This window comes from Oceanobacter kriegii DSM 6294, from assembly GCF_000422845.1.
GTDB lineage: Bacteria > Pseudomonadota > Gammaproteobacteria > Pseudomonadales > Oceanobacteraceae > Oceanobacter > Oceanobacter kriegii.
The window spans coordinates 31,111-42,929 of sequence record NZ_KE383933.1 but is presented as its reverse complement, the minus strand read 5'-3'; the positions used below and the strand labels follow the sequence as shown (position 1 = coordinate 42,929).

The following is an 11,819-nucleotide window of genomic DNA, read 5'->3' as shown; positions in this document are numbered from 1 at the left end:
GCCAACTGAATAGATAAGGAGTTCAAGCATGCAAAAGTTTCCCATGACTCTGGAAGGGGAAAAGGCATTGCGCGAAGAACTGCAACACTTGAAGAGCGTTGAACGCCCGAAAGTGATTGAGGCCATTGCCGACGCTCGTGAACACGGTGACCTGAAAGAAAACGCCGAATACCACGCTGCCCGTGAGCAGCAGGGTTTTATCGAAGGCCGTATTCAGGACATCGAAGGCAAGCTGTCCAACTGTCAGGTCATCGACGTGACCAGCATTCCACACACCGGTAAGGTGATTTTTGGCACTACGGTTGCCATCATCAACCTGGATACTGATGAAGAAGTGGAATACAAGATCGTTGGTGACGACGAAGCCGACATCAAGAACAACCGTATCTCGGTTTCTTCTCCAATCGCCCGTGCGCTGATTGGCAAGTCCGAAGGTGACGTTGTGGTTGTTCAGATTCCAAGCGGTAGCGTGGAATATGAAATTGACGAAGTGAAGCACATCTAAGCGCTTTGCGGATTCGCTTGAACGCCTCCTTCGGGAGGCGTTTTTGTTTTTGGGCTTTTACCACAGTGCCAGCACGGCAGTGTCAGAAGAGCAGGGCCAGCAGAGCAATGTCAGTTTGTGTGGAATTGCTTCTCGCTGCCGTCATCAAATTCCATTAATCTTGCGGTTATTTCTCACGTTCAGGGATCAGGAAATGACTCGCTTGATGCATGTCGCCACCTTACTGGCTTGTCTGGCCGGTGTTTCGTTTTCGGCATCGGTTTCGGCCCAGATTTACAAATGGACCGATGATCAGGGACGGGTGCACTACGGTGATATGCCTCCCCAGTCGGCCGACAGCCAAAGCATGAACATCTCTCAGGGCAGCCGTGCTCCGGTGTCTTCCGGTAGCTCTGCCTCGCGGCTTGAATCCCAACAGCAATACCTGCAGCAGCTGGACGAAACCCGTGCTGAAAAGGCCGCCAGAGAAGCGGAAGCCGAGGAAGCCCGTCAGAAAGAAGAAACCATGGCTTCCATGTGTAACCAGCTGAAGGCCAAAGCCACCGAAGCTGCAGCAGGCGGTCGCCGTATGTACCGTTACAACGAAGCCGGTGAACGTGAATTCCTGAACGATGAGCAAATCGACATCGAACGCCAGCGCATTCAGGACGAATACCGCAAACGCTGTGGCTAAGCCGGGGTAATTTCTTCTATCTTTTCCTGGGACCCTCTGAATAACTCTGCACAGCTCTGCGCGAGTCCTGCAGGTCGTAAGAACAAGGCGGCGAATGCAGCGGAATGGCTGGCCCTTTCCAAATTCGCCAACGCTGTTCTGGCGGGCTGCAGGCCGCGCCCTACGGGGATGGCAGGGCCTTGCTGACTCTGTGTCGCTGATTTTTGACGCCTGCAAATCAGCTTCGTGACTCAGAGTCGCCCTGTCATCCAGAGCGGGCACCGAGTTGTTCAGAGGGTCCCTTGCTAAAGCCGCCAAAACTGGCGGCTGCCTTCCCCTTTCTATACTGTTTTTAACGACCAGCAGCGCAGCGATACAGCGACTGCCAAGGAACCATTGCTGTGGGATCGGTCGGAATAACAAGGCAATGCGCCGATTGGCTAACTGACCAGCCGAGCGCCAACTGGCTTTCCAGCACGCCAAAAGCAGAATAAGAAGGGAGACACCATGACCCAACAGCCAGCCGTTCTGGCCGTCGATCAGGGCACCACCAGTACCAGAGCCGTCATCTTCAACGCACAAGCCAGTGCCCGTGGCTCGGCACAGCAGGAATTCAAACAGCATTACCCGGACGATGGCTGGGTAGAACATGCGCCCGATGATCTCTGGCAAACTACTCTAACGGTCATCAGAGACTGCCTTCAGCAAGCGAACGAACAACAGCTACACATTCAGGCGCTGGGCATCACCAACCAGCGGGAAACCACGCTGGTGTGGGATAAAACCACCGGGAAGCCGATTTATAACGCCATCGTCTGGCAAGACCGCCGTACCGCTGCGCAGTGCGAAAAGCTGGCTGAGAAGGTGTCCGCTGACTGGCTTCAACAGCGCTCTGGGCTACTGCTCGACCCATATTTCTCCGCCACCAAAATCGCCTGGATTCTGGATCATGTGGACGGCGCTCGTGCGCGAGCGGAAAACGGCGAACTGGCGTTCGGTACCGTCGACAGCTGGCTGATCTGGAACCTTACCGGCGGCAAAGCCCACCTGACGGATGCCACCAACGCCTGCCGCACGAATCTGTACAACCTCACCAGCGGTGACTGGGACGATGAGCTGTTGGCGCTGTTTCGGGTGCCCAGAGCCATGCTGCCGGATATTCGCGACAGCAGCGGGGACTTTGGCCAACTCGACAAAACCCTGCTGGAAGGCATTGAGGGATACGGTGCGGCAAGCGACCCAGCGATTGCCATCACCGGTGTCGCCGGTGACCAGCAAGCCGCCAGTTTGGGGCAGTGCTGCTTCGAGCGTGGTCAGGTTAAAAGCACCTACGGTACGGGCTGTTTTGTACTGCTGAACACTGGCGATGAGTTGAAATTCTCGAGTAATCGATTGCTCAGTACCGTGGCCTTGCAGCTCGATGGTCAGCGGACGTTTGCCCTTGAAGGGTCGATTTTTATTGCCGGTGCCGGAGTGCAATGGCTGCGGGATGAGCTGGGCATTATCGAACAGGCGTCCGATACCGAAACTCTGGCCCGCAGTTTAACGTCCAATCAGGGTGTATATCTGGTGCCTGCCTTTACCGGCCTTGGTGTGCCCTGGTGGCGTGCCGATGCCCGTGGCGCCATCGTCGGCCTGACCCGTGGTAGCGGCAAGGCCGCGATTGCCCGTGCTGCGCTGGAAGCCGTTTGTTATCAAACCGCCGATCTGTTCGATGCCATGGAAAAAGACGGCGTTCGTCCTAACGATTTGAAAGTGGATGGTGGCATGACCGCCAACGAGTGGATGCTGCAGTTTTTGGCTGACGTGCTGGATGTACCGGTTCAACGACCGGAGTTGCTGGAAACTACATCCCTGGGGGCGGCCTATCTGGCAGGACGAGCGATCGGTTTGTACGGATCGACCAGCGAATTTGCCACGTTGTGGCGTTGTTCAACAGAAACCCGGCCTAACATCGAAGACACTCACAGGCGCGCTTTGCTGGCAGGCTGGCACAAGGCTGTTGAACAGGTGATGTGCTGAGGCAGCGTTTCGGTTATGTCTGTGTGTTCGGGAATTGAAGGAGACAAGGTGCTGCAACGACAACAGGTTCTGGAACAGTTGGAAAGCCGGGTTCACGATGTGCTGATCATCGGCGGTGGTATCAACGGTGCTGCTGCCGCAGCGGCGGCATCGGGTGGTGGTGCACAGGTTGCTCTGGTCGACAGCAAGGACGTTGGCAGCCAAACCAGCGCCAACAGCTCCAACCTGATTTGGGGTGGCATCAAGTACCTTGAAAACGGCGACGTTCGGCTGGTGAATGAGCTGTGCCGGTGTCGCAATCAGTTGCTGCAAAAGTACCCTTCGCGCATTCGTGAGATGCGCTTTCTGGCGACCATTCCGGCGGGTTTTCGCAAGCCGCCCTGGATGGTGTATGCCGGTGCCTGGCTGTACTGGTTATTTGGCCGTGGCCAGACTCAAATACCGTTGTTGATGGGGCCACAAACACTGACCGCCAATGAAACCATGGTGAATGCCGATCACGCCCGCGGGGCGGTGGAATATTCCGACGCCTGGTTGGTCGACAATGACGCCCGCTTCACCTTCGATTTCATCAAAAGCGCCATGCGCCGTCGGGCGCTGGTGGCCAATTACACCCGTGCTGAACAATCCTGGTATCAGGATGGCCTGTGGCATACCCGTATCTGCGATCAGTTGGCCTCTGGTCAGTCTAACAAGAGCGCCAGCCGTATTGTGCGCTCCCGGGCGCTGGTGAATGCGACCGGCCCCTGGGTGGATGGCTATCACCGTCACAGCCAACAAGTTAGCCAGCATCATCATGTGTTTTCCAAGGGCATTCACCTGGTGGTGCCCAAAATTACCGAAGCGGAACGGGTGTTGGCGTTCTTCGCCTCCGACGGCCGGCTGTTCTTTGTGATTCCGATGGGCAACCGCACCTGCATAGGCACCACAGATACCCGCGTCGATAGTCCGGAAGCGGTGGTTACGGATGAAGACCGCCAGTTTGTTCTGGATAACGTTAATCAGCGTCTGAAGCTGTCAATGCCGCTGCAGGCGAGCGATGTGCTGTCTGAGCGTTGTGGTGTCAGGCCTCTAGCGGTCAGCGGTGGAGCGGCCCTGCTAAGTGGGGGAGCGGCGCCTGACCGTGAGTCGGGCAATGTTCAGACAATGTCCCGTCGCCATATCATTGAGGCGGACCCTCACAGCAAGCGGCTAAGCATCTTTGGCGGCAAGCTGACGGATTGCATCAACGTTGGCAACGAAGTGTGTGACCAGCTCAAAGCCTTTGGCCTTGCCATGCATCACAACCCGGACTGGTTTGGCGAAGCTGATGAAAAACAACGTCAGGCGTTTTATCAGACCGCCGCAGACGCTGGACTGAACGACTGGTGCGAATGCCTGAACGAACCGCTGACGCAGCGCTGGTGGCGTCGTTACGGTATGGATGCCTTTGTGCTACTTGAACGGGTTCAGCAGCAACCAGAGTTGCTGGGCAAGGTATTTCCATCGGTAGAATCCGGGCCAGAGCAAGCCGCTTTGGATGACATTCGTCTGGTTGAGCTGGCATACGCCCGCGACCACGAAATGGTCGCCACGCTGGAAGACTTTGTCCGCAGGCGCACCATGATGGAACTGACCATTGGCAAGCAGGCCTTGCTGGCGTCTGACGCTCTCAAGGTCATCGCCGAGCAGCTGTTTGGCAGCGATGCCGAGGCGCAATTGCAGGCCTATGCCCATGGGCATTCGGTAACTTCGTGTGCGGATTCCCGGGCTTCCTGTTCCTGAGCAGTTTCTGAAGCATAGTGAAGCATAGAGAGAACCGCTGTTTCACAGACGCAGACAGCAATCACAGGCAGCCTGATTAACCCATGGTGATCAGGCTATACTGGCCGCCTGTTTTGCCCCTGTTGACGACATCCATGACATCCTCTGCTTCTTCGCCTTCTCCTATATCTTCCCCCTCTTTGCCGGGTTTATCGGAATCTCATTCTGCCAATACCCTGCTGATCATTGGTTACGTTTGGCCAGAGCCGAACTCCTCGGCGGCAGGCAGTCGCATGATGCAGTTGATTCAGGCCTATCAGCGCCAGCAATATCGGGTGGTGTTTGCCTCACCGGCGGATTGGAGCCCGCACGCCGTTGCGATGGAAGAAGAGGGCATTGAACCGGTACGCATTGAGCTGAATTCCAGCAGCTTTGATGATTTCGCCCGCCAGCTCAACCCGACGGTGGTGATGTTCGACCGCTTTATGATGGAAGAACAATTTGGCTGGCGGGTAGAGTCTGCCTGCCCACAGGCGGTGCATATTCTCGATATGGAAGACGTTCACAGCTTGCGTCACGCCCGTCATCAGGCGATCAAACAGCGTGATGCCGCCAAGGGCCAGTCAAAAAACAGTGATTCAAACACTGATACGGCCAGCATCGTTATTCAGGAGCTGCCACAAACACTGGTGCATTCGGAACTGGCAATCCGCGAAATTGCGGCCATTTTGCGTTGCGACCTGACGCTGGTGATTTCTGAACACGAAATGCAGTGGCTGCAACAGCAGTATCAGGTACCTGCCGCACAGCTGGTGTATTGCCCTTTTATGCTCGACGCTGCACAGGTCGATAGCACCCCGAAAACCTTTGAGCAGCGCCAGCACTTTGTGTGTATTGGTAATTTCCGGCATGAGCCTAACTGGGACGCCGTTCGCTGGATGCGTGAGCAACTGTGGCCGAATATTCGCCAACAGCTGCCCAACGCCGAGCTGCATATTTACGGCGCCTATCCGCCGAAAAAAGCCACCCAGTTGCATAATGAAAAGCTCGGGTTTCTGGTCAAGGGCTGGGCCGAAGATGCCCTTGAGGTGGTGCGTAACAGCCGCTTGATGCTGGCACCGCTGCGCTTTGGTGCCGGGCTCAAAGGCAAGCTGATCGACGCTGCCATCACTGGTACACCGGTTGTTACCACTTCGGTGGGCGCTGAAGGAATCTACAACCCGGCGACCGAAGCCGCTGCTTGTGTCGCGGATTCCATGGACGCATTGGTGGCCGGCGCTGTGGCCTTGTATCAGCAGCCGCAGTCATGGGCGCAAAGCCAAACCGCGGCGTTGCAATTGATCTCGCAGCGGTTTGAACGCGGTGTTCATGAAGCGGAGTTGTTGGCCCGCACAGAGGCGGTACTGGCCGATCCACAAGCCCACAGAATGCAGGGTTTTTATGGCATGATGCTGCGCCACCACAGCATGAAAAGCACCCGCTATATGTCGCAGTGGATTGAAGCCAAAACCCGGCTGGCGGAGGTGTTGGAGGGGCCGCCAGAGGAGAGTTGAGGTCTGGCGTCAGGGGCTCATTCGCCATAACCGGTATCGGGAATAAATTCCCTCCTACAACACGGAGCTCCTCAGGCCAGGTTGGATACTTATTTCGGCCAGCGTTTCCAGATATGGGTAGATACGCCGTGCAGCACAATGCTTAGTAGCACCGTCAGCACCGTGGTGCCAAACACGTCGTCGTAGGCGCTGATACGGTCGGCGTAGCCCATCGATTCAATGGCTATTAACAGGTACAGAATACTGGCGATGCCACGAGGGCCGAACCAGGCCAGAAAGGCCTTGTGGCCAAACGGCAGGCCGGAGCCCGCCATGCACAGCATCACCGGGATCATGCGTATCAGCGTCAGGCTCAGCAGCGCGTAAACCAGCTGTTGCCAGTTCCACAGCGGGAGCGCCTCGTTAACAAAAATCAGCCCGAACAGGAAAAACACCAACAGGCTCAGCAAGGCTCCTTCAGCTTCGCCAAATTCCCGCAAACGTCCCACCACCACGGTGCGCTTGGCCTCCATAAACAGACCAGCCATAAACGCCGCAATAAAGCCGTTACCACCCAGTTGCTCGGCGGCGGAATACGCCAGCAGCGCCAATGAAATGGCCGACAGGCGTTGGTACACCTCCGACATGTTGTTGCGCTCCGAAGCCCACTGCACCAGCAAACCTCCCCAGCGGCCGCAGCCAATGCCGATCAATCCGCCCATCACAAACTGTTGCAGCATAAACAGCGGCCATTCGGTGTGGCTTTTAAAGCCGTACTCACCGGCGCTCATCAGCGCCAGAATCATCAACAGTACCGGTAAGGCCAGGCCATCGTTCAAGCCGCTTTCCACCGTAATTGTGTGGCGCAGTTTGAGGCTGATGCGGCGGTCAGAAAAGATCGACTGCGCCAGTGCAGCATCGGTCGGTGCCAGCATCACCGCCAGCCAGGCTGCGGCCAACCACGACAGTCCCAGCAAGGGCACGGCCAGCAGCCAGCCGGCGACAATGGTCAGCGGCAAACCAATGGCCAACAAGCGAATTGGTAGTACGCCGTACTTCATCAGCTGATGGCGGTTCACCTGACTGGCGTCGGTGAACAGGATGATCGCCAGCGCCAGTTCCGACAGGTATTCGAGGCCCTCGCCGTCAATGCTGCCGTCGATCAGGTTCAGCATCAGTGGTCCCACCACAATGCCTACGGCGGTCATCAACATTGGCGCGCTGACGCCAGTCTGGTCAATGCGTTTGGCCAGCAGGCCGTAAAACAGCAGGGTGGTGGAAAGAATCAGCAGCAGGGTGATTTCATCCATGAAGCATCGCCTTGGGCAAAATGGCACTGCGTAAGCAGCGCAGGAAAGGGTTACTCGTCGACCCACACCACGCGTAGGGGTTCGCCAAAGTCATCGTAGATGATTTTCTTGCGGGGGCGCTTGCTGCGGGTGCGGGAACCGGCCGGTTTTTTGGGCGCTTTTTGCTCTTGCCGGCGTTTGTCGATGGCCTGCAGCACTTCGTCGACGGGGGTGCGTTCTTCGCGGGGTTTTTCAAACGCCAGGGTGCGTTCGTCGTAGCGGCCGTTATCAAGGCCGGATTCGCCGCGTTGTACCTGTTTTACTTCGCCGCCATGCTGCAAATACTGGTCGACCTGCTGGTCCAGCTGGCGTCGTATTTCGGCTTTGGTGGGACGTTTCATGGGCAATCTGTCTGCGAAGTTGCAAGCAATTAGTCAGCTTGCCAGAGCAACGGTGGGAGTTCAATAAATGCTCGCTATCAGGGGGGCTTTCGGTTATTGCCCGGTACTGTGGTGTTCGTTCGGCCTGCATTTAATTGGGCCTACATAAAGGTTTTGGCCAGGTCGACGGTGGAACGCTTGCCAAGTGATTGATGGTGTTTCTTGAGCCAGCGGTCGGCCTGGCGCTGGCCCATCTCTTTCAGGGTGTTCAAAAGCTCGGCATCCGGGGTGACCCGGGTGGCGCTGGGCAGTTTTTCCAGTTCGCCATCGGGGTCGATCAAATGGAAGTTCAGCCGTCGCATGGTGTGCTCCAGTTGGCCGAACAGTTTAAAACGGCCGCCGCCGCACATGGCGCGGGTTTGGGCAATGATGCGCATCTCGCGCAGGAAGCCGGCGTTGAAGGAAATGTCCACCGCCCGCGCCTTGATTTCATCGACGCTGGTGGGCATCTCGCCATGCACCATAGGGGCCAACAGAATCATCAGAATATCGCTGGCGTCGCAGTGCTGGTAAAGCGGGAATACTGCCGGATTGGCCGAATAGCCCCCGTCCCAGTAGGGCTGGCCCTTGATCTGAATGGTGTGGTGTACCGTTGGCAAACAGGCCGATGCCAACAGGGCTTCACTGCACAGGTCGTTGTTGCGGAACAGTTTCAGACGGCCGGTGTTGGCATTGGTGGCGGCAATGAACAAATTAACCGGGCTGTTTTTCTTCAACGCCTTGAAGTCGAACTGCGACTCGACGATGTCGCGCAGCGGGTTAATGTCGAGAGGGTTGAGCTGATAGGGCGAGAAATACTGGGTCAGCCCCATCATCCAGCCAACGGTGGGGGACATGGATACGTCGCCACTGGCGCTGGTGGAGGTCATCTTGAAGGGCGCGCTGGCGGCTACCGCGTTCCAGAAGGTTTCCAGTTGCAGCCGAGCGCCTTCGTTGCCGTTTTCCATCAGCCCCTGAGCCAATGCTACTGCGTTCATAGCGCCGGCGCTGGTGCCACTGACGCCATTAAGCCGCAATCCGGGCTCCTGTAACAGCCGGTCGAGCACGCCCCAGGTGAAGGCGCCGTGAGAGCCACCGCCCTGAAGGGCCAGGCTGATGGGCTTGCGTTTGCGTTTAAGCAGGGCCATGCGTTCTCCTTGCGGTGCTGGCAGGCCCTGTTGATTTTGCCGCCGTCGGTTATACGACTTCGGCGGGGAAGAAGGTCAGCAGGGAGTTTTGCCAGGTCTGTTGCAACACGGTTTCAACATCCAGCCCTTTGACGTCGGCGATTTTCTCGGCCACAAATGGCAGGTATTTGGGCGTGTTCTCAATACCACGATAGGGCATAGGAGTCAGATACGGCGAATCAGTTTCAAGCAGCAGGCTCTCGATAGGCGTTGCGGCCACAATTTCCCTGACATTCTCGGCTTTGTTGAAGGTCACAATGCCGTTGATGCCCAGCATAAAGCCCAATTCAACGCCCAGCCTGGCCAGCTCCATGCCGGAGGTGAAGCTGTGAATCACGCCTTTGCGGTTCATGCGCGGGGCAAATTCCTGCAGGATTGCGGCGGTGTCTTCGTCGGCCTCGCGGGTGTGAATGACTACCGGCAGGTCGAATTCGATGGCCAGTTCCAGCTGGCGGCGGAATACGTTTTTCTGCACCTCGCGGTCGCAGTGGTCGTAGTAGTAATCGAGGCCAATTTCACCCACCGCAACTACCTTGCCCAGGTTATTCGCCTTGGCAGCGTGTTCACGCATATAGGCTTCGGTGGCGTCGTCGAACTCCGCGGCTTCGTGAGGGTGAACCCCGAGGGTGCAGAACACGTCATCAAACCGTTGCGCCAGTTCCATTGCCTTCGGCATGTTGTCTGGCTGTACGCTGATGGTCATAAAACGGTCAACACCAATGGCCCGCGCGGCGGCCAGAATGTCTTCGGCCGGTGCTTCCTTCAGGTAATCCAGATGGAAGTGGGTTTCCAGTATTGGCAGGCCATACTGGGGAATTTCGCGCTTTTTCTTTTTGCTCATGGTGGGTCCGCTAATCACTAATTTGCGCTGCATTATAAAAATTCTGCCTTACCGGTTTCCAGCACAACCGTTGACCACAACTCTGTGTTACAAAGGGTGCCGTTGCAGGGAAGTCGAATGCAACCCAAACAGTCCGCCAACGCCTGTGGACATGTTCGTACCCGGCGTTGGTATCAGAGCAGGAAAAGGAAAGCATTATGAGCATGATTCATTTCGTTGGTGGTGAAAAAGGCGGTGTGGGCAAATCGGTGATGGCGCGGGTGTTGTCGCAATATTGCCTCGACAAGGGCATGCACTACGTCGGCCTCGATGGCGACCAGTCCCATGCCACTACCACCCGTTACTACCGCGATTTCACCCGCAGTCTGAAGCTGGATCAGTTCGAAAGCTCGGATGGCATCATGGAGCTGGCACTGCAACAGGACCAGCAAGTGGTGGTGGACATGCCAGCCCAGAGCCAGCGCTTTCTGGACCGCTGGATCGACGACAACGGCGTGCTCGATCTGTGTGAAGAAATGAACATTCCGCTGGTGTACTGGTATCTGGTTGACGACAGCCCGGACTCACTGCAACTGCTGGAGAAATTCTTCGCCAAGTACAAGCTGTACCTCAACTGCGTAGTGGTCAAAAACGAAGGCCGTGGCAGCGTTTTCAGCGATATCGACGCCGTGATCGAAGCCAATCAGAACGACGAGCTGACCCGCATTCAGTCGATGGTATTGCCAGGGCTGCACTCGCCAACCATGTTCAAGATCAACAAGAATGAGCTGTCGTTCTGGGCCGCGGGCAATCAGACCGAAGGCGGCTTGAGCCTGATGGAGCGTCAGCGCACCAAGGTATGGATGCGCAAGGCCTACAGCGAGCTCGACAAGGTGTTCTCCCGCGTTACCAGCACCAACACTGAAATTCTGATCGACTGAGCCAGTCGACAGTCTGACCGCAAGCCGTCACACTAGGCGGCTTGTTGGTTGCCGAAGTCCTGTGCTGTTCATGTCGTCCGTTTACCCCGTTCCTGCCGTTATCGAACCCCACCTCCATGAGCTTGAGATCAAGCGCAGCCAATTCATTACCTTTGTCGGCCGAGCCGGTAATCGGGACGAAGCCGAAGCGTTTATTCGCTCGGTGCGGGATATCCACCCCCAGGCGCGGCATGTGTGCTGGGCTTATATTGCCGGGGCGCCGAATACCACAGTGATGTCGATGAGCGACGACGGTGAACCTTCGGGCACCGCCGGCCGTCCGATGCTGAAAGTGCTGGAGCACAGCGGGCTCGGCGAAATCGTGGTGGCGGTGGTGCGCTATTTTGGCGGCATCAAACTCGGTACCGGCGGTTTGCAGCGAGCCTATTCTGATGCGGTATCGCTGGCACTGGAAGACCTGCCGACCGAAGAGCGTGTGCCGCAAACCCGGCTGATTCTGAGCTACGACTACCCGCACGAATCGGTAGTGCGTCATCTGGTAGAACAGTACCCAACCCAGCAAGAAAGCTGCGACTTTGGCACTCAGGTAACCCTCACCGTGCTGGTTGCCAGCGCTGAAAAAGACGCCTTTACCAGCGAGCTGGTCAACAAAAGCGGCGGTGGCGTTCTGGTCACAATCGACGATTCGTCTCACTAATTCGCGAAGGAG

11 protein-coding genes are annotated in these 11,819 nt (G+C 56.8%); 7 read left to right on the top strand and 4 right to left on the bottom strand.

Features of this window, described 5'->3' with window-relative positions; genetic code table 11:
* Positions 1 to 28 precede the first annotated feature (28 nt).
* The 5 genes from greA to G516_RS0118045 all read left to right on the top strand — a co-directional run bounded on the left by greA (position 29) and on the right by G516_RS0118045 (position 6,475).
* On the top strand, positions 29 to 505 hold the full coding sequence (gene greA / locus G516_RS0118065) for a transcription elongation factor GreA (protein WP_028294838.1): 477 nt from the start codon (positions 29 to 31) through the stop codon (positions 503 to 505).
* Positions 506 to 698: 193 nt separating this feature from the next.
* Positions 699 to 1,178 (top strand): DUF4124 domain-containing protein, encoded by a 480-nt coding sequence (locus G516_RS0118060; RefSeq protein ID WP_028294837.1) that lies wholly within the window; start codon positions 699 to 701, stop codon positions 1,176 to 1,178.
* Between the two features lie 486 nt (positions 1,179 to 1,664).
* Positions 1,665 to 3,179 (top strand): glycerol kinase GlpK, encoded by a 1,515-nt coding sequence (gene glpK / locus G516_RS0118055; protein ID WP_028294836.1) that lies wholly within the window; start codon positions 1,665 to 1,667, stop codon positions 3,177 to 3,179.
* A gap of 48 nt (positions 3,180 to 3,227) precedes the next feature.
* Entirely contained in the window at positions 3,228 to 4,943 is a 1,716-nt protein-coding gene (locus tag G516_RS23205; protein ID WP_051219591.1) for a glycerol-3-phosphate dehydrogenase/oxidase, read from the top strand.
* A 134-nt stretch (positions 4,944 to 5,077) separates the two neighbouring features.
* Positions 5,078 to 6,475, top strand: a complete 1,398-nt coding sequence (locus tag G516_RS0118045; protein ID WP_084645204.1) for a glycosyltransferase — start codon at positions 5,078 to 5,080, stop codon at positions 6,473 to 6,475.
* An 89-nt stretch (positions 6,476 to 6,564) separates the two neighbouring features.
* On the opposite strand, the gene G516_RS0118040 is transcribed toward G516_RS0118045, so the two are convergent.
* The 4 genes from G516_RS0118040 to G516_RS0118025 all read right to left on the bottom strand — a co-directional run bounded on the left by G516_RS0118040 (position 6,565) and on the right by G516_RS0118025 (position 10,190).
* Positions 6,565 to 7,764 (bottom strand): cation:proton antiporter, encoded by a 1,200-nt coding sequence (locus tag G516_RS0118040; protein ID WP_028294834.1) that lies wholly within the window; start codon positions 7,762 to 7,764, stop codon positions 6,565 to 6,567.
* Positions 7,765 to 7,814: 50 nt separating this feature from the next.
* Positions 7,815 to 8,144 (bottom strand): hypothetical protein, encoded by a 330-nt coding sequence (locus G516_RS0118035; RefSeq protein ID WP_028294833.1) that lies wholly within the window; start codon positions 8,142 to 8,144, stop codon positions 7,815 to 7,817.
* A gap of 140 nt (positions 8,145 to 8,284) precedes the next feature.
* Positions 8,285 to 9,310 (bottom strand): patatin-like phospholipase family protein, encoded by a 1,026-nt coding sequence (locus G516_RS0118030; RefSeq protein WP_028294832.1) that lies wholly within the window; start codon positions 9,308 to 9,310, stop codon positions 8,285 to 8,287.
* A 49-nt stretch (positions 9,311 to 9,359) separates the two neighbouring features.
* Positions 9,360 to 10,190: a TatD family hydrolase gene (locus tag G516_RS0118025; protein WP_028294831.1), complete on the bottom strand. Its 831-nt coding sequence runs from the start codon at positions 10,188 to 10,190 to the stop codon at positions 9,360 to 9,362.
* A 197-nt stretch (positions 10,191 to 10,387) separates the two neighbouring features.
* On the opposite strand from G516_RS0118025, the gene G516_RS0118020 reads away from it, so the two are divergent.
* Together G516_RS0118020 and G516_RS0118015 are read left to right on the top strand one after the other, a co-directional pair.
* Complete coding sequence (locus G516_RS0118020; protein ID WP_028294830.1) at positions 10,388 to 11,110, top strand: P-loop NTPase family protein; 723 nt, start codon at positions 10,388 to 10,390, stop codon at positions 11,108 to 11,110.
* A 70-nt stretch (positions 11,111 to 11,180) separates the two neighbouring features.
* Positions 11,181 to 11,807, top strand: coding sequence for a YigZ family protein (locus tag G516_RS0118015; RefSeq protein WP_028294829.1), 627 nt, complete (start codon positions 11,181 to 11,183; stop codon positions 11,805 to 11,807).
* Positions 11,808 to 11,819 lie beyond the last annotated feature (12 nt).

Coding starts and splice junctions, on each gene's coding strand:
- glpK (WP_028294836.1), top strand. CDS start 1,665: ATGACCCAACAGCCAGCCGTTCTGGCCGTCGATCAGGGCACCACCAGT.
- G516_RS0118035 (WP_028294833.1), bottom strand. CDS start 8,144: ATGAAACGTCCCACCAAAGCCGAAATACGACGCCAGCTGGACCAGCAG.
- G516_RS0118060 (WP_028294837.1), top strand. CDS start 699: ATGACTCGCTTGATGCATGTCGCCACCTTACTGGCTTGTCTGGCCGGT.
- G516_RS0118045 (WP_084645204.1), top strand. CDS start 5,078: ATGACATCCTCTGCTTCTTCGCCTTCTCCTATATCTTCCCCCTCTTTG.
- G516_RS0118025 (WP_028294831.1), bottom strand. CDS start 10,190: ATGAGCAAAAAGAAAAAGCGCGAAATTCCCCAGTATGGCCTGCCAATA.
- greA (WP_028294838.1), top strand. CDS start 29: ATGCAAAAGTTTCCCATGACTCTGGAAGGGGAAAAGGCATTGCGCGAA.
- G516_RS0118020 (WP_028294830.1), top strand. CDS start 10,388: ATGAGCATGATTCATTTCGTTGGTGGTGAAAAAGGCGGTGTGGGCAAA.
- G516_RS0118040 (WP_028294834.1), bottom strand. CDS start 7,764: ATGGATGAAATCACCCTGCTGCTGATTCTTTCCACCACCCTGCTGTTT.
- G516_RS0118015 (WP_028294829.1), top strand. CDS start 11,181: ATGTCGTCCGTTTACCCCGTTCCTGCCGTTATCGAACCCCACCTCCAT.
- G516_RS0118030 (WP_028294832.1), bottom strand. CDS start 9,310: ATGGCCCTGCTTAAACGCAAACGCAAGCCCATCAGCCTGGCCCTTCAG.